Below are 19458 nucleotides of genomic sequence, written 5' to 3'. Positions count from 1 at the left end.
GGGGACGCCGTGCGGCGTGAAAACAACGTGGCTGGCCCTGGCATGGGGCCCTGGTCATTCGTCCGGTGGGATCCAGGTCCGGGCGAGTTCCGTGACCCAGGTCACCGCCTCGTCGGGGGTCGGCGGGGGCGCGCCGACGACGACAACCTCGGTGACGCCGGCTGTGGCGAGCTCCGGAAGATGCTCCGGGCGGCCGTCACTCAGTGCGACAGCGACGGTGAGTTCACCGCGGGTGCGGCCGTGTCGGGCGCACTCGTCGGTGAGGAAGGCGATGCGTTCGGGAACGTCGGTGACCGGCATGTTGAAGCCGTACCAGCCGTCGGCGAGTGTGGCCGCGCGGCGCAGGGCGGTGTTGCTGTTGCCGCCGACCACGACCGGGAGTCGGGCGCCGCGCAGCGGCTTGGGGTTGACCCGGATCGCGTCGAAGCGGGTGAACTCCCCGGTGTAGGAGGCAGGGTCCTTGGCCCAGAGGGTGCGCATCGCGGCGAGGTACTCGTCGGTGCGGCGTCCGCGTCCGGTGAAGGGGACGCCGAGTGCGGCGAACTCCTCGGCTGACCAGCCCGCTCCGATGCCGAGGGTGAACCGTCCGGCGGAGAGCACATCGAGGGTGGCGGCCCGCTTGGCGACCACCACCGGGTTGTGCTCGGGCAGCAGGAGCACTCCGGTGGCGAGCTCGATCCGGCTGGTGACTGCCGCGGCGAAGCTCAGCGCGAGCAGCGGGTCCAGCCAGTCCGCGTCCGCGGGCACGGCAATCCGGCCGTCCGCGGAGTAGGGGTAGCGGGACGCCGGCGCGTCCACGAGTACCACATGCTCACCGCACCACAGTCTGGCGAAGCCATGCGCCTCCGCTGCGGTGGCGACGGCCGCGATCACTTCGGGGCGGGCACCGTTACCGATGCCGAGCGCGTGCAGCCCTACCCGCATTCCTCACCTCCGGTGAGGCCACCCTAGGCACACAGTGCGGACGCACAGTGGCATGGCGCGCCCCGCGCGTGACGTGACCCTCACTCCCGCGACCGCCTGACCGTCCCCGTCACAGCCCGCCGACACCGGCCGTCGCCGGGCCACCCTGTGGCTGCCCGGCGAACCCATGGTCTTCCGGTCAGTCGTTGGCGAGGAACAAGTGAGAAGCAGCCCTGCGGGGGACTGGAAGGGACTCTGGCCTGCGGCGGAGCTCAGCCACTACCTGCGGGTGGGAAACGAGTGGGAAACCGGGGCTACTCGGAGAGGCCCGGACCCGCCTGGAACGTTTCCCAGCGGTCCTGCAACGCCTTCATGATGGCACGCTCCATCGCCACGGTCACGCTGCTGTACGTCCCCTCGACACCAGGCACCTCGTGACCCATCCGCCGCTCAACGGCGAACCTGCTGTGCCCGTCCTCGTCCAGCCACGCCTTGTGCCCGTGACGGATCCGGTAGATGCGCTTGCCGACGTAGTCGGGTACGGCAGGGATCGCCGGCCGAGGATTCCTGCTCCCCGGAGTCCTCTTGCGCTCATCGGCCCCCTTGGAGATGTGGGGCCAGTAGTCGACCGAGAACGCCGCTGAGGCGAGGCAGCCGCCCGCGATAGCCGGGAAGACCCACTTGTTGTCGTGCGACGCCAGCACGTTGGGGAGAGGTCTTCGGCGACGACACGGTCGCCGCGGCCATGATCGACCGCCTCGTCCACCACGCAGAGGTCATCTCACTCAAGGGCGACTCCTACCGCATGCGCGGACGCGACCTCGGCCGGGTTCCACATCAACCAGGGGTACGACGCCGAGGTCATGTGCCGGGTGTGCAGGACAGGGCAGACTGCTCCGCCTCACGACGTCTTCTATGTTGTCAGCGGCACCGACACGGGTGTTCCGACGGTGAAGCTGGGCATCAGCTCAGGTACCGGGCACAAGCGTCTGGAGCAGCACGCGAGCGTTGGTCTCTCTCAGCGGCACCGCGTGTGGACAGGCCTGCCGAAGGGCGTAGCGCGAACCCTGGAAGTCGCATTGCTTGCCCACCTGAACGAAGGCGGGTGGAAGCGAACACGCGGCGACGAATACTTCCCAGCGGATGTGCTGCCCGTCATCGTGGCGTTCGCGCAGGACTGGCTGGACGCCATGCCCGGTCATCTGACCGACGCACGCGAACCATCCCTGCGGGTTGACGCGGCATCCGTAGAAGCCGCCCAGCCCCGCCCCGTGCCACACTGGCCACGGCACCCCGTCACGCATCCCCCGTCGTGGCGGGGTGCTGTCGTGCCCGGCAGATTTTCGTGGCCGATCTCTTTCGCTGTGGCTGGTTTTGGTGCATCGTTGGCGCACCGGATCCCCCTTCCCCCGGGTGGGATCCCCCTCCGGGCCCTGCTGCTACGACTATGCGGCAGGGCCCGCCGCTCCTCCCGGCTCCCCACGGGAGGCTGCGCGGCTGCTTCTCGCATCCCCCGTCTTGGCGGCCCCTGCTCTGTCAGCCCCGAGGTTCGGGGAGTGCGCCGGGCTTCGTCTCCACGATCTCCACCTCGGTCGTGGGCTGAGGATGCCGGACGCAACGCCTTCCGCCCCGCCCTCCACGGTTGAGGCGGGGCGGTCGTGCGTTCAGCATCTCAAGCTTGCGGCACTCGGATGTGAAGCCCGGCGCGCCTCCCGCTCCGCGTGAGAGGCGCGCCTGCCTTTAGAGGGCGCTGTTGTTGCAGCCCATGGTCGAGCCGAGGTGGCTCTGCTGTGCGCCCGGGTTGCCCTCGCCGTTGAGGGCGTTGCCCAACAATCCGTTGAGGATTCCGACCTCGCCGAGGACGTCGAGGTTCAGGTCGTGCGACCTGCATGTGGAGCTCTGCTGGATGTTGAATCCGTCGCCGTGGCCGCCCTCGCCGCCGGCGTGGGCGGTGCCGGCGGTCATGAGTCCGACGCTGCCGAGGGTAGCGACGAGGACGGCAGCGTTGCGAAGCTTGTGCATGTGCTCTCCGTGAAAGTGAATGGGCGCGATCTCCGGTAGAGATCGACTTCTTTCGCGTACGAGACATTAATGCGAAGTCCCGCAAATCGGATATTGACGCGCCGCTTGCATAGTCATCGTGGTCGCTCCGCCCCACGCGGGGAGCCACTCGCATTCAGTCGAGGATCCCCAACTCCGAATCCGGCCGGCAGAACGTGCAGGCTTTCACGCCGGCCGCGATGGCACGCCGGATCGTGTCCGAGTCTGTGGCCTTCGACCTCTTGCCCGCCATCGTGCACTCCCCGGTGTGGACTGCCGTCGGCAGTGGGTCCCGATTGAGCCCGTACTCGATCAACCAATCCGGGGGCTCCGGCCGGGCCTGCTCGCCCTGCTGCCGCTCGGCCTCGCGACGTTCCTCGTCGGCGATCCAGCGGCGGGTGCGTTCGAGGTCGGCTGGCTGGACGCGTTCGAGGAAGCGGAGGAGGTCGAGGCGGGACGGTGGCGCAGGGTCGTTCACATGTTCGATTCTGGGCTAGGGTGGCGCACGCGTCGCGACAGGCAGGGAGGAGGCATCGTGGACCGCATGAGCGTCGACGAGCTGCTCGGCCGCCACGCCGTGGACCCGTCCCACCTGGAGCTGGCGCCACCCGAGGTGACCCGCCGGCAGGTCGGTGCGCGGCTGCGCGAGCCGATCGTGCGTCCCTGCACGGTGTGCGGCGACGGCTACCGCACTGCGCAGGTGGTCACCTTTCCTGAGGAGGGTCCGCGCTGGGCGGACCTGTGCCGAGAGCACGCGATCGCCACCATGGAACCGTGGCGCGGCCCATCGACAGTGGAGGGGATCCTCGCCGACCTGCGTGAGGTGGCCGCAGAGCTGGCGGGCGAGACGGGCGCGTCGGCACGGGTGCGAACGTGGACGGACGAAGAGGGCTGGCGGGATGAGCGACGTACCTGATCCTGGCCGCTACCACCTCCTGCACACCATCGGCGGGCGGCCAGCACAGCACGGCTGGTGGCGGGACGAGCGCGTCGCCCGCGGGAAGTTCCGCGACTGTGTCGGCCTGTACGGCGTGCCCGGCGCCCGGATCACCCTCACCGACGAGGACACCGGCGAGCAGCTGGCTGCGTGGCCCGATGAGGCGCGAGTGTCTGCCATCCTGGAGGCACGGAGAGCTTCGGCTTCGAGTCGAGCGGGCGACCTCGGAGCACTTCCATGTATCCCATCCCGGTCGCTGACCCCGGCCGCTTCCATCTGATTCTGACCGTCGACGGCGAGCCGCGCATGCACAGTTGGTGGGACGACGAAGTGACGTCGCGCCGCAAGTTCCGGTCGTGGGCCGACGAGTACGGCAGCCCGGTGGGTGCGCACATCGTGCTTGTGGACAAGGAGGAGGGGGCGGCGTTGGCTGTCTGGCCCGACGACGGAGCCGGCATTGTCAGTGGCGGGTCGTAAGCTCGTCGCAACATCAGCCCATGCTCTGGCGCTGATCCAGCCCCGGCGTGATGCACCGGGGCTGGCTACTGCCCTTGCTCTATCTGACGAACATCGGGCGCCGGTAGCTCACGCCGAGGTCGTCATCTCCTCGCGCACGGCGCCTCGCGCACAGTCTGCCACTGGGAAACGAACGGGAAGGAATCACGCCCACGCATGCCGACACGTGCCCACACATGCATGCCGTCCCGACACAAAAACCCAGGTGAAGGCGTATGTGCAGCGAGAAGCCTGAGGCTGCAAAGTCGAGCCCCAGGAGGGTCAGTTGCTGGCGAGGAACTGCTTGGCCAGCTGGTCCCCGAGCGAGACCGCCGCGCTGTGGCTCTCGATGGGGGAGACCTTGGAGTTCTTGAACAGGATGTAGGTCACCCCGGAGTCGGCCCCGCCGGTCTTCGGGTCGGGGTCGATGCCGAGTGCCTTGGCGGTGGCGTACGAGGCCTCGCCGATGATCTTCGTGGGGCCGGTGTCGCCGACGACGGCGTACTCCACCTTGTTGTTGTAGACGACTGCGACCACGCCGCCGCCCTTGATGCCGGCGCTGGAGTAGTTCCAGATGCTGCTGGAGCTGGGCACCACGATGTAGGGCAGCGCCTCCGCCTTCAGGGGCTTGCCGTCGGACTGGTGGAAGGCGGTGTCGTCCTGGTACCAGGGGTCGCGGTTCTTGTTGCAGTTGGTGGTGGTCTGGCCGTCGCAGTCGATGTCCATGTCGGCCTTCCAGAACACCGCGCCGTTCTTGCCGCACACGGGGACCGTGGCCGCGGTCTCCTCGTCGGTCTTGTACTTGCCGTTCGATATCTGCGAACAGGACTTCACCTTGGCGAGCAGGTCGGCCGCGCTGACCGAGCCCTCCTGGGCGGACGTCGGGGCGGACCTCGCCGACGGGACGGCGGACGCGTGTGCGGGGAGCACGCCCGCGGCGAGCAGGGCGGCACCGGAGGCCGCGGCGAGGGTCAGTGTTCGAAAGCGCACTGTGGGGGACCCTTCTGTTAGGAAAGTTTCCTTACCGGGTGCCGTACACCGTGGCCCCGTCTACATGTCCCCGTCAACCCTCCAGTTGCGAACTCCCGAAACCTGAGCGTATTGCGGTGATTTGCCCGCCCCGTAAGACTGAAAAGACCGTTTAATACGCGTATGTCTGCCGCCGTCGGCCCCGCATGGTCACGGCTCCGGGAGGTGGGACGCATGTTGTTCGTCCGCACGGTGTACGCGACCGGCAATCCGGCGCAGCTGGGCACGGCCATCCGGACCCTGAACACGCAGGGGCACGATCTGCTCGAGGAACGCCCGGGTTTCCGGGGTGCCGGCGTGTTCGTCGACCGGGGGCTCGGCACCCTGTTCGCGGTCAGCTGGTGGGAGTCGGCCGAGGCGCGCGACCACAGCGACCAGGTCATGCGCGAGCGGCGCCCGGCACTGCTGCACCCCTTCGCCGGGACCGTCGCGGTCGAGAACTACGAGGCCACGGTCTTCCCGGTCGGGCACCGGCCGCTCACCGGCGGCGGCATGCGGCTGACGCGGCTGGAGTTCGCGCCGGCGGACGCGGACCTGGCCTTCGACACCTTCCACTCCGGGGTGCTGCCCCGCCTGGAGGTGCTGCCCGGATTCGCCGGCGCCGCCCTCTTCCTGGACCGCATGCGCGGCCGCGGCGTGGTCGGGGTGCTCTTCGCCGACCGGGCCGCACTGGACGGGTCCCGGGCGGGCCAGGCACTCATCCGGCACGAGAGCGTGATCAAGGCGCACGTCGACGTCGTCGCCCTGGAGGAGTTCGAGATCGTCCACGCGGACGTGCGGACCGACTGAACGGGCGCGCGGGCCGGCTGAACGACGGGCCGCACGTGCCCGAGGACGGGGTACGACCGCCGGTGGGAGGGGCCCGGCACTCGCGGACCGCGCACGGCCGCCCGCCCCGCCGGGCGGCGGGACGGGCGGCCGTGATGTGCGAGGTGCCAGTGGCCGGCGACCCGGAACCCGGCGTCGGTCCGGGGCAGAGCGGCTCAGCCCACGTAGTCGAAGGTGGCCGGGTCGGGGCCGATGCGCCGGTCCTCGTTGAGCGCGCTGATCGCCGCGAGGTCCTCGTCGTCCAGGCTGAAGTCGAAGACCTCGATGTTCTCCTTGATCCGGGACGGCGTCACGGACTTCGGGATCACGACGGTGCCCAGCTGGACGTGCCAGCGCAGCACGACCTGAGCCGGGGTGCGGCCGTGCTTCTGCGCGATCGCGACGATCGCCGGCACCTCCAGCAGCCCCTTGCCCTGGCCGAGCGGCGACCAGGCCTCGGTCGCGATGCCCTGCTCCGCGTGGTACGCGCGGGCGGCGTGCTGCTGGAGGTGCGGGTGCAGCTCGATCTGGTTGACCGCCGGGATGACGGAGGTCTCGGCGATCAGCCGCTCCAGGTGCTCGGGGAGGAAGTTGGACACGCCGATGGCGCGCACGCGCTTGTCGGCGTAGAGCTGTTCGAGCGCCCGGTAGGTGTCGACGTAGGTGTCGCGGGAGGGCAGCGGCCAGTGGATCAGGTACAGGTCCACGTGGTCGAGGCCCAGCTTCGCCAGCGAGGTGTCGAACGCGCGGAGGGTGGCGTCGTACCCCTGGTCGGCGTTCCAGAGCTTGGTGGTGACGAAGAGTTCCTCGCGGGGGACGCCGGAGGCGGCGAGGGCCTTGCCGGTGCCCTCTTCGTTGCCGTAGATCGCGGCGGTGTCGATGCTGCGGTACCCGGCCGCGAGCGCCGTGGTGACGGCCCGCTCGGCATCGTCGTCCGGCACCTGCCAGACTCCGAAGCCCAGCTGGGGCATCTCGATGCCGTTGTTGAGGATGATCGGGGGGACCTTGCTGCTCACGAGCCTCGTGATCCTTCGGTTGTCGACAGGTTCTTCTCCCATCGTCAACGATCAACGGCCGTGCCGCATTCCTGACCGCGGAATCCGCGGGAACTGACCGGCGAGTCAGCCTCCGCGGCGGAGATTGGCCGGAAACGCATCCGACGTTTTCGGTCCGGACCATTGACCGCGGCGCATCGTCCCGCGACTCTGTATCGCGCCACCGGACGTGTCGATGAACCCGGTGCACGTACGTGAACAGGCCCTGACCTGGCCGTCGACTCTCCCCTGTCCCCATTGGCCTTCCCTGATGAGTTCCCCCACCTCGGGAAAGCGAGTACGCACCCATGAACGAGAGCCCTTCCCTGTCCACCCGGACGGACCTCCGCACCCCGAAGACATCGGATGAAAAGGTCTGGCGAAGCCCTGGTTACCGTGTCGTGGAGACCGCGCTGGAGGTGACCGCCTACGCGCTCGCCGACCGCCGCCCGCCCGAGCCGCCCCCGGCCGCATGACCACGGCGGCACCGGAAGCCGACGGCCGCGCCGCCTGGCCGGCCGCCGAGTTCACCGAGCGGCTGCGCGCCGTCACCAGGGCGCGCTACCACGACCGCCACCCCTTCAACCGGCGGATGCACCGCGGCGAACTGACCCCCGCCGAACTGCGCCGCTGGATCGCCGCCCGCTTCCACTACCAGCGGCACATCCCCGTCAAGGACGCGCTGATCCTCGCCGCTCTGGAACGGCCCGAGGACCGCCGCGCCTGGCTGCGCCGCATCCACGACCAGGACGGTACCGACGGCACGGGGGGCGGTATCGAGCGCTGGCTGCGGCTCGGCGAGGCGGCCGGGCTCGACCGCGAGGAGCTGTGGGACGCGTCCCGGGTGCCGCCCGGGGTGCGGTTCGCGGTGGAGGCGTACGTCGACTTCTGCCGGCGGCGCCCGGTGCTCGACGCCGTCGCCGCCTCCCTGACCGAGCTGTCCGCCCCGGACCTGATGCGCACCCGCATCGCCGCCTTCGAACGCCACTACCCCTGGATCGACCCGGCGGGCCTCGCCTACTTCCGCACCCGCGTCACCCAGGGCGCCCGCGACGCCGAACAGGCCCTCGCCCTGGTCCTGGCCTGTGCCCGCACCCCGGACGAGCAGCAACAGGCCGTGGCCGCCCTGGAGTTCAAGTGCGAGGTGCTGTGGGCACTGCTGGACGCGGTGGACGCGGCGGACGCGACGACCGCAGCGGGCGCTGCGGACTCGACGGGCAGGGCGGGTACGGCGGTCGGAGGCGGGACATGACACCCGCGCCGCTGTCGCCCGCCGTGCCCTGGCGGCCGGTCCTCGCCCGGGGAGTCCTGCTGCGGCGCGACCGAGTGCGGGGCGCCGACCTGTTGCTGCTGCCGGAGCGGGTGGTGGTGCTCGACGGCGGCGCGGGCGAGGTGCTGCGGCTGTGCGACGGCGTCCGGGACGTGGACGCCGTCGTCGCCGAACTGACGGCACGCCATCCGTGCGCGGCCGTAGCCGCCGAAGTCCCCGCGTTCCTCGAACAGTTACGGAAGGAGGGCTGGCTCGGATGACCGTCGCTGCCCCTCCCTGGGCCCTGCTCGCCGAACTCACCCACGCCTGTCCGCTGCGCTGCGGCTACTGCTCCAACCCCGTCGAACTGACTGGCCGGTCAGCAGAGCTGAGCACCGGACAGTGGTCGGAGGTCTTCCGGCAGGCGGGTGCCCTCGGCGTCGTTCACACCCATCTGTCCGGCGGCGAACCGCTGCTGCGGCACGACCTGCCGGACCTGGTGGCCGCCGCGGACGGCGCGGGCCTCTACACCCAGCTCGTCACCAGCGGGGTGGGGCTCGGCGAGCGGCGGCTGGCCGCGCTGACCGGGGCCGGGCTGCGCAGCGTGCAGCTGTCGGTGCAGCACGCCGACCCCGTGACCGCTGAACACATCGCGGGCGCACGGTCGTTCGGGGCCAAGGAGCGTGCCGCCCGGCTGGTGCGCGAGGCGGGTCTTCCCCTGGGTCTGAACGTCGTCCTCCATCACGGCAACCTGGATGCTCTCGACGACCTGGTCCAGCTCGCCCTCGACTGGGGCGCCGACCGGATCGAGCTGGCCAACACCCAGTACCACGGCTGGGCGGCCCGCAACCGCGCCGCCCTGCTGCCGACGCCCGACCAGACCGAGTGCGCCCGCACCCGCGTGGCCCGCTGGCGTGAACGGCTGGGAGGCACACTGGAGTTGGTGTGGGTCGCCGCCGATCTCGTGGACGCCACCGCGAAACCCTGCATGGGCGGCTGGGGTGCCGTCTCCCTGACCGTCGCCCCGGACGGCACGGTGCTGCCCTGCCCCGCCGCCGGCGCCCTGCCCGGACTGGACCCGCCGAACGTGAAGGACCGCGAACTGGCCTGGATCTGGCGAGAGTCGAAGGCCTTCAACGCCTTCCGGGGCGAGGCCTGGATGCCCGAACCGTGCCGGGGCTGCGCCCTGCGCACGGTCGACCACGGCGGCTGCCGCTGCCAGGCCCACGCCCTGACCGGCGACCCCGCCCGCACCGACCCCGCCTGCCGGCACGCCCCGGACCACCCCCTCGTCCACGCCCTGGTGCACGGCCCCGCCGCGCACCGGCCCGCGTACGCCTACCGAGAAGGAGGAGCATGAGACGCCGACGCCTGCGCGCGGCGCTGAGCACCGCCGCGCTCGCCACCGCAGCCCTGACGGCGCTGCCCGCCGCCGTGCCCCCGGCCGCTGCCGCTCCCGCCCCCGCCGTTCGTCCCGCCACTGCCCTGTCCGCCCGTCCCGCCGCCGCCCGCGACTGGTCCACGGCCGTCGTCGACTCCACCATGGCGCGCTACACGCCGCAGACCATCGGCGGCTGGTCGTACCCGGTGGGCCTGTACCTCTACGGTCAGTACCTCGTCTACCGGCGCACGCACGACCCCCGTCTGCTGGCGTACATCAAGGCCTACGTCGACCGGTTCGTGAGCGCTGACGGCAGCATCGGCCAGTCGTTCGACAGCCTGGACAGCATGCAGGCGGGTCGGCTCCTGGTGATCCTGCACCACGAGACCGGCCAGGACCGCTACCGCAAGGCGGCCCAGAAGATCCGCGACCGCCTGAACACCTATCCGCGCACCTCCGACGGTGGCTTCTGGCACGCCGACACCAGCAGCCGCGCCCATCAACTCTGGGCGGACGGCGCCTACATGGTGAACCCGTTCCTGGTCGAATACGGCCAGGAGTTCCACGACGGTGCGTACGCGGACGGCGAGGCCGCCCGGCAGCTGTACGTCTACGGCCGTCACCTCCAGGTCGCGAACGGCCTGCTCCGGCACGCCTACGACGAGTCGAGGTCGGCGAGCTGGGCCGATCCGGCCACCGGACTGGCCCCCGAGCACTGGTGCCGGGCCGTCGGCTGGTACGCCATGGCGACGGTGAACGTCCTGGACGCGATCCCGGCGAACCTGCAGTACCGTCCCCAACTGCTGGGAATCTTCCGCACGTTGGCGTCGGCCCTGGAGAAGTACCAGGACCCGGCGTCCGGGCGCTGGTTCCAGGTGATCGACAAGGGGGACCGGCCGGACGACTGGACCGAGACGTCCTGCTCCAGCATGTTCGCCTACGCCCTCGACCGGGGTGCTCAACAGGGCTACCTGGACGGGCACTTCAGGGCCGTGGCCCGGCGCGGCTACCAGGGCGTGCTGGCCCGGCTGTCGGTCGGCGCGGACGGCCGTACCGAACTGTCCGGCATCTCCGTCGGCACCAACGTCGGCACGTACGCGTACTACGCCGCCCGCCCCCGGGCCGTCAACGACTTCCACGGGCTCGGCGCCTTCCTGATCATGAACGAGCAACTGCGTGAGGACGGTGGAATGTCATGAGCACGTCTAGAAGGGTGGTGTTGGGGGCCGCGCTCGGCGGCGCCGTGGCGGCCGCGAGTGGACTTCCGCCCGGCCTGCCCGCCACCGCGGCCCACGCCGCCGACTGGCAGCTGAAGTGGTCGCCGTCGGCGCGCACCGACGGACTCGGCGCCTTCGAGACCGTCGAGGACGACCGCGCCCACTCCCACCCGGCCGGCCATCCGCACATCTTCGCCACCGGCGACAACTGGCGCTTCAACATGCACACCGTCGACCGTGACACCTCCCCCGACCGGCAGCGCCAGGAGGTCACCGGCCTGCGCACCGGCGCGGACAGCTATCTGAAGTGGACCGAGGGGCAGACCTGGCGGATCACGTACTCGATGTACGTCCCCAGCACGCTCAAGGCGACCACCACCTTCACGCACATCATGCAGATGAAGCAGCCCGGCAGCGGCACCTCGCCGATCGTCGTGCAGTCGCTGCGCCGCCAGAACGGGAAGCAGACCATCGAACTCCGGCTCGCCGTCGACGACATCCTCGTCGGCAGTACCGGCCTCGACCCACTGCACGACACATGGACCGACGTCGACTTCCAGATCAAGGTCGGCAACGGCGGCGCCGGCTCCGTCCGCTGGATCCTCAAGAACGGCTCCACGACGGTCATCGACAGGACCAGGAGCGGCGTCGACACGTTCCTCGCCGACCGCGTGCGCCCCAAGTGGGGCATCTACCGCTCCCTCGGCGACACCTCGGGCTCCCTGGAGAACACCTACCTCCTGCTCACGAACCTCCGCGGCTACCAACTCTCCTAGAGGAACGGACCGTTGACACCCCAAACCGCCGGCCCCGGCCACGCGAGAAGGGCGGCGGCGATCCTTCTCGCCGCCCTCGCCGTCGTCCTCGGCCTGTCCCACCCCGCCGCCCTCGCGGCCCCGCGGCCCGCCGCCCGCCCCGCCGCCGTGTACGACGTACGCGCCTACGGCGCCAAGGGCGACGGCCACGCCAACGACACCCCCGCCGTCGACAAGGCCATCACCGCCGCGGCCGCGGCCGGCGGCGGCACCGTCCGCTTCCCGGCCGGCACCTACCAGTCCAGGAACACCATCCACATGAAGAGCCATGTGACGCTCCAGCTCGACCAGGGCGCCACCCTCCAGGGCTCCTCTGCCAACACCTACGACCCGCCCGAGTCCAACCCGAACGACAAGTACCAGGACTTCGGGCACAGCCACTTCCACGACGCGATGATCTACGGCGACAAGCTCACCGACATCGGCTTCACCGGCGGCGGCGTCATCGACGGCGCGGGCCACCTGATCACCGGCAACCCCAGGTCCGGGCAGGCCGACAAGATCCTGTCCCTGACCCGCTGTGACGGGCTGCGCCTCGGCGACGGCCTCACCCTGCGCCGCGGCGGCCACTTCGCCGCCCTGATCAACGGCTGCACGAACGTCGTCTCCGACCGGCTGACCATCGACACCGCGAGCGACCGCGACGGCTGGAACGTCATCTCCACCACGAACGTCACGATCACCGGCGCGCACATATCCGCCAACGACGACGCCCTGGTCTTCAAGAGTGACTACGCCCTCGGCGCCAAACTCCCCAGCGGCCATGTCCGGGTCAGCGATTCGGTGCTGTCGGCGCGCTGCTGCAACGCCCTGATGTTCGGCTCGGAGACCTGCGGCGACTTCTCGGACTACCAGTTCGAGAAGATCCGCATCGAGGGCGCCGACAAGTCCGGCCTCGGCATGGTCTCCATGGACGGCGCGAAGATATCCGACGTCCACTACCGCGACATCACGATGACCGGCGTCCACTCCCCGATCATGGAGAAGATCGGCACACGAAGCCGGTGCGGCGGCAGCCCCGGTGTCGGATCGATCAGCGATGTCACGTACGACGACATCACGGCGACCGGCAACAGCCCCTCCTTCAGCCCGACCCTGTGGGGCGAGAACGGCCACCGGATCAGCGGGGTCACCTTCACCGACGTCAACATCACGGTCCCCGGCGGCAACGGCACCATGGCGACGGGCGTGCCGGGCAACGACCCGGGCGACTACAACCCGAACAGCATCGGCACCCGGCCGGCGTACGGCTGGTACCTGCACAATGTCGACGGTATACAGTTCACCGACAGCAGTGTGCGGTATACCGCCGACGACGGCCGCCCCGCCGTCATCGCGAACGCGGCGAGCGGTGTCCGCCTGACCCGCTTCACCGCCCAGAAGGGCAGCGGGTCCCCGCACGACATCGGCTTCCAGAACGTCACGGGCTACTGCCTGGCCGACAGCCACTCCACCACCGGCGGCGCCCTGCGCGTCTCGGCGACCGGATCGAGCGAGGACTGCGGCACACCCGCCCGCCCGGCGGACCTGGACAACCCCCGCCAGGCCTTCCTGCGCGCGTCCGTCGGCGGCCTCTTCCTGCACTGGGGGCTGCGCACCGCCCCCGCCCACACCGACTGCGCCGCCTGGGAGAAGGACGTCACCGCCGGCGGCTGGACGCCGGACTACTGGGTGAACGAAGCCAGAAAACTGCATACGCAGTACCTCGTACTGGCGACCTTCCACAGCCGGCTCGGCTACGCCCGCCCCTGGCCCTCGAAGATCCCCGGCTCCTGCTCCACCAAGCGGGACTTCCTCGGCGAACTCATCGCAGCCGCCAAGGCCAAGGGCATGAAGGTCATCCTCTACATGACCGACGACCCGCAGTGGCACAGCGACGGCGGCCACGAATGGCTCGACTCCGCCGCCTACTCCGCCTACAAGGGCAAGCAGGTCGACCTGACCACCCGCGACGGCTTCGGCGAGTTCTCGTACGACAACTTCTTCGAGGTCATGGACCGCTACCCGGACCTCGGCGGCTTCTGGATCGACAACGACAACGACTACTGGCTGAGCCACAACCTCTACCAGCAGATCTACCAGAAGCGCCCCGACTACACCCTCAGCAACAACAACGAAGACACGCCGATCATGGACATGATCAGCAATGAGCAGAAGACGGGAATGACGCCTGCATACGATTACCCGCAGGCTGTATACACCGCCCAACCCCGCCTCACGGAGGCCGACTTCAAACTGCCGTCCACCGGCGCCTGGTGGTACGACGGCACCGACCCCACCGTCGACCGCGGACTCACCCTCGGCCGCCTCGTCTCCAACGCCGGATCCTCCGTCAAGGCACTGATGGCCGAGACCGCCCAGGTCAACGGCAGATTCCCGGCGAACCAGGCCGCCTTCAACACCTTCGCGAACTCCTACCTCGACCCGGTCTGGGAGTCCCTGCACGGCACCGAGGGCGGCGGCTACATGTACGGCGGCCTCGCACCCGGCAACTGGAACGACGGCGCCCACGGCGTCACCACCATCGCCAAGGACGACCCGAACCGCCAGTACATCCACGTCCTGACCCCGCCGAGCACCTCCACGCTGCGCGTCCGCGACAACGGCTACCGCATCGCCTCGGTCACCAACCTCCGTACCGGCAAAGCCGTCGCGTGGTCGCAGTCCGGCGGCACGCTGACCCTAACCGGCCTCGGCGGCTGGGACCCGTACGACACCGTCCTCAAAGTGATCACCGCGGGCCGCCAGGGCATCGCGACCGGCGTCACCGTGACCGCGAGCGCCGCCGCGAGCGGCCACCCCGCCACCGCCGCCGGCGACGGCTCCTACCTCACCTACTGGGACAACGACAAGACCCTGCCCGTCACCCTCACCTTCGACCTCGGCACGGCCCGAACGGTCCGCTACCTCGGGCTCAACCAGCGTGAGGACTCCGTCGCCTACGCCCGCTCCGCCACCGAACAGTCGGCGCGGATCAAGGCGTACAAGGTGTACCTGAGCAACGACGGCAGCCACTGGGGCAGCGCCGTCACCACCGGCCAACTCCCCAGCGCCCGCGGCGTGCAGAGTATCGCCCTGCCCGCCGGCACCGCCCGCTACGTCCGCCTCGAGGTCGACTCCACCTGGGCCGCCGCCACCGACACCACCCACTACCGGCAGCTGCGGATCGACGAGGCCTGGATCGGCACCTCCTACGCCACCCCCGCCGTGAACAGGGAACGACACCCATGACCCGCATCCGAACACTCACAACGGTGGCGGCCGGACTGCTCGTCGCCGCCGCCGTACCGCTCACCCAAGCCGCCCACCCCGCGGCCGCCTCCGACAACGGCCAGTCCGTCCGGCCCGCCATGGGCTGGAGCAGCTGGAGCTTCGTACGCCGTCAGCCGACCGAGGCCGCGATCGACGCCCAGGCCGACGCCCTGGCCTCCTCGGGCCTCGCCTCGCACGGCTTCGTCCAGGTCAACCTCGACGACTTCTGGCAGAAGTGCGACAGCAACGGCTTCACCGTCGACGGCTACGGCCGCTGGAGCGCCGACCCCGCCACGTTCCCGCACGGCATCAAGGCCGTCGCCGACCATGTGCACGCGAAGGGCCTGAAGTTCGGCTTCTACGTCACCCCCGGCATCGCCAAGAACGCCGTCCTCAAGAACACCCCCGTCGAAGGCACGCCGTACCACGCCAAGGACATCGCGGACACGTCGAAGACCGAGAAGAACTACAACTGCAAGAACATGTACGCCCTCGACTACACCAAGCCGGGCGCCCAGGACTTCGTGAACTCCTGGGCCCGGCAGTTCGCCTCGTGGGGCGTCGACTACCTGAAGATCGACGGCGTGGGCAGCCAGGACATCCCCGACATCCAGGCCTGGGACAAGGCCCTGCGCGCCACCGGCCGCCCCATCACCTTCGCCCTGTCCAACAACCTCCCCGTCGACCACGCCGCCACCTGGCGCACCCTCGCCAACAGCTGGCGCACCCAGGGCGACGTCGAGTGCTACTGCGGCCCGGGCCCGAACGGCAGCGGCTACCCCCTCACCGACTGGACCCACGTCGCGCGCCGCTTCGACTCGGCCGCCGCCTGGCAGCCCTACGCCGGCCCCGGCGGCTGGAACGACCTCGACTCCCTGGAGATCGGCAACGGCGACCGGGCCGGACTCACCGCCGACCAGCGCCGCTCCCAGTTCACCCTGTGGTCGATGGCGGCGGCCCCGCTGCTGCTCGGCACCGACCTCACCCACCTCGACCCGGTCGACAAGGCCATGCTCACCAACGACCGGCTGATCGCCGTCGACCAGGACGGCATCGCCGCGAAACGCGTGGCCGACAACGGATCCCAGCAGGTCTGGAGCAAACGCGAGAGTGACGGCTCCTACACGGTTGCCCTCTTCAACACCGCGACCGTCGGCTCCGCCACCGTCTCCGTGGACTGGTCCCGGATCGGCTTCACCGGCTCCGGCGACGTCACCGACCTGTGGTCCGGCGCCCACCGCGGCACCGTCACCGGCTCCTACAGCGCGACCCTGCGACCGGGGGAGACCCGCCTGATCCGGGTACGGCCCACGGCCTCGGACCGGACGGCGGCCACCACCGCCGCCGTACCCGGCATGGCCGTCGCCCCCTACGAGTACCTGGGCTGGGGGAGTCCGCCCGACCCGACGAAGGTGATGTCGGCGACCGGCGTGAAGTGGTTCACGCTCGCGTTCGTCCTGTCCGACGGCACCTGCAACCCGAAGTGGGACGGCAGTCGACCGTTGACCGGCGGCAGTGATCAGTCGACGGTCGACCGTATACGGTCCGCGGGCGGCGATGTCATCGTCTCCGTCGGCGGCTGGAGCGGCGCGAAGCTGGGCGAGAAGTGCACGAGCGCCGGCGCGCTGGCGACTGCATACCAAAAACTGATCACTGCATACCGTCTGCACGCCATCGACATCGACATCGAGAACACCGAGTGGACGAACGCCACCGTACGCCAGCGCGTCATCGACGCCCTGAAGACGGTGAAGGCGAACAACCCCGGCCTGAAGACGGTCATCACCTTCGGCACCACCACGACCGGCCCCGACGCCACCGGCGTCGACATGATCCAGCGGGCCGCCAGGTCCGGGCTGCAGAACGATGTCTGGTGCGTCATGCCGTTCGACTTCGGCGGCGGCACCACCACCATGGGCACCCTCACCACCCGGGCCGTGGACGGCCTCGAGGCCCGCGTCAAAGCCGCCTACGGCTACAGCGACACCACCGCCTACGCCCGCATCGGGCTGTCGTCCATGAACGGAAAGACCGACGACTCCGCCGAGCGCGTCCGCACCGCCGACTTCCGCACCATGCTCGCCTACGCCCAGCAGCACCACATCGCCCGTCTGACCTACTGGTCCGTCAACCGCGACCGCCCCTGCGGCTCGGGCACCGACGGCGACGCGTGCAGCGGCGTGTCGCAGCAGCCGTACGACTACCTCAAGATCTTCACCCGGTACACGGGCTGAAGGGGACAGGGGACCAACAGCCATGACCATCAGGAGAGTTCTGCTCTACGGCCTGGCCGCGGTACTCGCGCTGCCGCTGGCCGTCCTGAGCCAGGGCACCGCCCTTGCCGCCACCGACTACCAGGCCGAGGACGCCCTGATCTCCCAGGGCGCCGTCGCCACCAACCACACCGGCTACACCGGGACCGGCTTCGTCGACTACACCAACGTCAAGGGCTCCTCCGTGGAGTTCACCGTCTCCGCGGCCACCGCCGGCCCCGCCTCACTCACCCTGCGGTACGCGAACGGCACCCCCGCCGACCGGCCGATGGACCTCGCCGTCAACGGCACCGTCGCGGCACCCGCTGTCTCCTTCCCGGCCACCACCGACTGGAACACCTGGGCCACCAGGACCGTCAACGTCCGGCTGAAGGCGGGCACCAACACGATCCGCGCGACCGCCACCACCGACAACGGCGGCCCCAACCTCGACCGCCTGAGCCTCGCGGCCGCCACCGACACACAGCCCCCCACCCGCCCCGGGCAGCCCTCCTGCTCGGACATCGGCGAGGACCGGCTCACCCTGTCCTGGGGCGCCTCGACGGACGACACGGGCGTCGCGGCGTACGACCTCTACGAACACGGCAACAAGATCGGCGAGGCGCCGGGCACCACCACGACGCACACGCTCACCGGGCTCACCCCGAACACCACCTACGACCTCACGGTCATCGCCCGGGACGCGGCCGGCAACACCTCGCCCGCCAGCCCGGTCGTCGACTGCACGACGAAGCCCAGCTCCGACACCACACCGCCGACCGCACCCGGCACATTGCATACGGTCGACGTCACATCGAATACCGTCGACCTCGCCTGGGGCGCCTCGACCGACGACCACGGCGTGACCGCCTACGACATCCGCAGCGGCTCGACCGTCTACCAGACCGTCACCACCGGCACCTCCACCACCCTCACCGGGCTCGCCTGCAACAGCCCCTACACCCTGGACGTCGTCGCCCGCGACGCCGCCGGCAACGTCTCACCACCGAGCAACACGGTCTCCTTCACCACCAAGGCCTGCGCCACCGACGGTGGCGTCCCGTCGTCCATCGCCACCCTCTCCTCCGGCTGGACCATCCCCTGGGGCACCTACTGGATGCCCGACGGCAAGACCGCCCTCGTCACCGAGCGGGACGACTTCCGGGTCTGGAAGGTCACCAAGGACGGCACGAGGACCCAGGCCGGCACCGTCCCGAACGCGGTGACCACCAACGGCGAGGGCGGCCTGCTCGGCGTCGCCGTCGACCCCAGGTGGGCCACGAACCACTACGTCTACTTCATGCACACCGCCGCCGAGGGCAACCGGGTCGTCCGCATGACCTACGACGGCACCACCCTCACCGGCTACAAGATCCTGCTCCAGGGCATCAAGAAGAACCGCTACCACAACGGCGGCCGCCTCGCCTTCGGCCCCGACGGCTACCTCTACGTCTCCACCGGCGAGGCCCAGCAGCCCGATCTCGCCCAGGACAAGAACTCCCTCAACGGCAAGATCCTGCGCATGACCACCGACGGAAAACCGGCGCCCGGCAACCCGTTCGGCAACTACGTCTACAGCTACGGCCACCGCAACCCGCAGGGCCTCGCCTTCGACCGCAACGGCCGCCTGTGGGAAGCCGAGTTCGGCAACAGCTCCAAGGACGAACTCAACCTCATCAAGCCCGGCGCGAACTACGGCTGGCCCACCTGCGAGGGCACCTGCAGCGTCCCCGGCATGACCAACCCCAAGGCCACCTGGAACGTCTCCGAGGCCTCGCCCAGCGGCATCGCCGTTGTCCGCAACGTCATCTACATGGCGTCCCTGCGCGGCGAACGCCTCTGGCGCATCCCCATCAACGGCGACACCGAGAACGTCGGCACCCCCACCGCGTACTACGTCGGCTCCTACGGCCGGCTGCGCACCGTCACCAAGGTCCCCGGTACCGACGAACTGTGGCTGTCCACCACCAACTGCGACAACAACGGCAACGCCCCCGACGGCTCCGACAAGATCTTCCGCGTGACGATCAAGTAACCCGGCGGGAAA

At 69.9% G+C, this 19458-nt stretch carries 18 protein-coding genes and 1 pseudogene; 13 read left to right on the top strand and 6 right to left on the bottom strand.

Features of this window, described 5'->3' with window-relative positions:
- Window positions 1-54: 54 nt before the first annotated feature.
- Window positions 55-924 carry an LLM class F420-dependent oxidoreductase gene (locus tag BIV25_RS14455; protein ID WP_071372700.1) on the bottom strand — a complete coding sequence of 290 codons (870 nt, stop codon included), beginning with the start codon at window positions 922-924 and terminating at the stop codon, window positions 55-57.
- Between the two features lie 293 nt (window positions 925-1217).
- Window positions 1218-1607 (bottom strand): hypothetical protein, encoded by a 390-nt coding sequence (locus BIV25_RS14450; protein WP_071372699.1) that lies wholly within the window; start codon window positions 1605-1607, stop codon window positions 1218-1220.
- Between BIV25_RS14450 and BIV25_RS46900 the strand changes: the two are divergent.
- A pseudogene (locus tag BIV25_RS46900) lies at window positions 1607-1738 on the top strand (ATP-binding protein); the annotation flags it as partial. The gene BIV25_RS14450 and the pseudogene BIV25_RS46900 sit on opposite strands and share 1 nt — an antisense overlap.
- 905 nt (window positions 1739-2643) lie before the next feature.
- Here the strand turns inward: BIV25_RS46900 and BIV25_RS14440 are convergent.
- Together BIV25_RS14440 and BIV25_RS14435 are read right to left on the bottom strand one after the other, a co-directional pair.
- The gene (locus BIV25_RS14440) at window positions 2644-2925 is read right to left on the bottom strand and encodes a hypothetical protein (protein ID WP_071372697.1); all 282 of its coding nucleotides are present in this window, start codon (window positions 2923-2925) and stop codon (window positions 2644-2646) included.
- Between the two features lie 154 nt (window positions 2926-3079).
- Window positions 3080-3421, bottom strand: a complete 342-nt coding sequence (locus BIV25_RS14435) for a DUF6233 domain-containing protein (protein WP_071372696.1) — start codon at window positions 3419-3421, stop codon at window positions 3080-3082.
- A 66-nt stretch (window positions 3422-3487) separates the two neighbouring features.
- On the opposite strand from BIV25_RS14435, the gene BIV25_RS14430 reads away from it, so the two are divergent.
- Window positions 3488-3859: a hypothetical protein gene (locus tag BIV25_RS14430; RefSeq protein ID WP_177235277.1), complete on the top strand. Its 372-nt coding sequence runs from the start codon at window positions 3488-3490 to the stop codon at window positions 3857-3859.
- Between the two features lie 258 nt (window positions 3860-4117).
- A complete protein-coding gene (locus BIV25_RS14425; protein ID WP_071372694.1) occupies window positions 4118-4357 on the top strand; it encodes a hypothetical protein in 240 nt (79 codons plus the stop codon).
- Between the two features lie 300 nt (window positions 4358-4657).
- On the opposite strand, the gene BIV25_RS14420 is transcribed toward BIV25_RS14425, so the two are convergent.
- A complete protein-coding gene (locus BIV25_RS14420) occupies window positions 4658-5365 on the bottom strand; it encodes a glycoside hydrolase family 75 protein (protein ID WP_071372693.1) in 708 nt (235 codons plus the stop codon).
- A 213-nt stretch (window positions 5366-5578) separates the two neighbouring features.
- Between BIV25_RS14420 and BIV25_RS14415 the strand changes: the two genes are divergently transcribed.
- Window positions 5579-6193, top strand: coding sequence for a hypothetical protein (locus BIV25_RS14415; RefSeq protein WP_256255808.1), 615 nt, complete (start codon window positions 5579-5581; stop codon window positions 6191-6193).
- Window positions 6194-6387: 194 nt separating this feature from the next.
- Here BIV25_RS14415 and BIV25_RS14410 read toward each other — a convergent pair whose 3' ends face one another.
- Window positions 6388-7227 (bottom strand): aldo/keto reductase, encoded by an 840-nt coding sequence (locus tag BIV25_RS14410; protein WP_071372692.1) that lies wholly within the window; start codon window positions 7225-7227, stop codon window positions 6388-6390.
- A 326-nt stretch (window positions 7228-7553) separates the two neighbouring features.
- Here BIV25_RS14410 and pqqA point away from each other — a divergent pair, with 326 nt between their 5' ends.
- The 9 genes from pqqA to BIV25_RS14370 are packed head-to-tail and all read left to right on the top strand — an operon-like array spanning window position 7554 to window position 19446.
- Window positions 7554-7721 carry a pyrroloquinoline quinone precursor peptide PqqA gene (pqqA, locus tag BIV25_RS49240; protein WP_107486120.1) on the top strand — a complete coding sequence of 56 codons (168 nt, stop codon included), beginning with the start codon at window positions 7554-7556 and terminating at the stop codon, window positions 7719-7721.
- Complete coding sequence (gene pqqC, locus BIV25_RS14405) at window positions 7718-8497, top strand: pyrroloquinoline-quinone synthase PqqC (RefSeq protein WP_079176637.1); 780 nt, start codon at window positions 7718-7720, stop codon at window positions 8495-8497. Before pqqA ends, pqqC begins: the two co-directional genes overlap by 4 nt.
- A complete protein-coding gene (gene pqqD, locus BIV25_RS14400) occupies window positions 8494-8775 on the top strand; it encodes a pyrroloquinoline quinone biosynthesis peptide chaperone PqqD (protein WP_071372691.1) in 282 nt (93 codons plus the stop codon). Before pqqC ends, pqqD begins: the two co-directional genes overlap by 4 nt.
- On the top strand, window positions 8772-9854 hold the full coding sequence (gene pqqE, locus BIV25_RS14395; protein ID WP_071372690.1) for a pyrroloquinoline quinone biosynthesis protein PqqE: 1083 nt from the start codon (window positions 8772-8774) through the stop codon (window positions 9852-9854). The genes pqqD and pqqE overlap by 4 nt, the downstream gene beginning before the upstream one ends.
- On the top strand, window positions 9851-11074 hold the full coding sequence (locus BIV25_RS14390) for a glycoside hydrolase family 105 protein (protein ID WP_071372689.1): 1224 nt from the start codon (window positions 9851-9853) through the stop codon (window positions 11072-11074). The genes pqqE and BIV25_RS14390 overlap by 4 nt, the downstream gene beginning before the upstream one ends.
- Window positions 11071-11868 carry a heparin lyase I family protein gene (locus BIV25_RS14385; protein ID WP_071372688.1) on the top strand — a complete coding sequence of 266 codons (798 nt, stop codon included), beginning with the start codon at window positions 11071-11073 and terminating at the stop codon, window positions 11866-11868. Before BIV25_RS14390 ends, BIV25_RS14385 begins: the two co-directional genes overlap by 4 nt.
- 12 nt (window positions 11869-11880) lie before the next feature.
- On the top strand, window positions 11881-15138 hold the full coding sequence (locus tag BIV25_RS46895; RefSeq protein ID WP_256255807.1) for a glycosyl hydrolase family 28 protein: 3258 nt from the start codon (window positions 11881-11883) through the stop codon (window positions 15136-15138).
- Window positions 15135-17393: an alpha-galactosidase gene (locus BIV25_RS14375; RefSeq protein WP_071372687.1), complete on the top strand. Its 2259-nt coding sequence runs from the start codon at window positions 15135-15137 to the stop codon at window positions 17391-17393. The genes BIV25_RS46895 and BIV25_RS14375 overlap by 4 nt, the downstream gene beginning before the upstream one ends.
- A 22-nt stretch (window positions 17394-17415) precedes the next feature.
- Complete coding sequence (locus BIV25_RS14370) at window positions 17416-19446, top strand: PQQ-dependent sugar dehydrogenase (protein ID WP_071372686.1); 2031 nt, start codon at window positions 17416-17418, stop codon at window positions 19444-19446.
- Window positions 19447-19458 lie beyond the last annotated feature (12 nt).

The sequence above is a fragment of the Streptomyces sp. MUSC 14 genome, from assembly GCF_001866675.1.
In the GTDB taxonomy this organism is placed as follows: Bacteria; Actinomycetota; Actinomycetes; order Streptomycetales; family Streptomycetaceae; genus Streptomyces.
The sequence above is the reverse complement of the archived record's forward strand: the minus strand, read 5'-3'. Positions and strand labels throughout refer to the sequence as shown.

Excerpts from the sequence above, each read along its gene's own strand:
- BIV25_RS14370 (WP_071372686.1), top strand. The coding sequence starts at position 17,416 with ATGACCATCAGGAGAGTTCTGCTCTACGGCCTGGCCGCGGTACTCGCG.
- BIV25_RS14430 (WP_177235277.1), top strand. The coding sequence starts at position 3,488 with ATGAGCGTCGACGAGCTGCTCGGCCGCCACGCCGTGGACCCGTCCCAC.
- BIV25_RS14455 (WP_071372700.1), bottom strand. The coding sequence starts at position 924 with ATGCGGGTAGGGCTGCACGCGCTCGGCATCGGTAACGGTGCCCGCCCC.
- BIV25_RS14415 (WP_256255808.1), top strand. The coding sequence starts at position 5,579 with ATGTTGTTCGTCCGCACGGTGTACGCGACCGGCAATCCGGCGCAGCTG.
- BIV25_RS14425 (WP_071372694.1), top strand. The coding sequence starts at position 4,118 with ATGTATCCCATCCCGGTCGCTGACCCCGGCCGCTTCCATCTGATTCTG.
- BIV25_RS14375 (WP_071372687.1), top strand. The coding sequence starts at position 15,135 with ATGACCCGCATCCGAACACTCACAACGGTGGCGGCCGGACTGCTCGTC.
- pqqE (WP_071372690.1), top strand. The coding sequence starts at position 8,772 with ATGACCGTCGCTGCCCCTCCCTGGGCCCTGCTCGCCGAACTCACCCAC.
- BIV25_RS14385 (WP_071372688.1), top strand. The coding sequence starts at position 11,071 with ATGAGCACGTCTAGAAGGGTGGTGTTGGGGGCCGCGCTCGGCGGCGCC.
- pqqA (WP_107486120.1), top strand. The coding sequence starts at position 7,554 with ATGAACGAGAGCCCTTCCCTGTCCACCCGGACGGACCTCCGCACCCCG.
- pqqC (WP_079176637.1), top strand. The coding sequence starts at position 7,718 with ATGACCACGGCGGCACCGGAAGCCGACGGCCGCGCCGCCTGGCCGGCC.
- BIV25_RS14440 (WP_071372697.1), bottom strand. The coding sequence starts at position 2,925 with ATGCACAAGCTTCGCAACGCTGCCGTCCTCGTCGCTACCCTCGGCAGC.
- pqqD (WP_071372691.1), top strand. The coding sequence starts at position 8,494 with ATGACACCCGCGCCGCTGTCGCCCGCCGTGCCCTGGCGGCCGGTCCTC.
- BIV25_RS14390 (WP_071372689.1), top strand. The coding sequence starts at position 9,851 with ATGAGACGCCGACGCCTGCGCGCGGCGCTGAGCACCGCCGCGCTCGCC.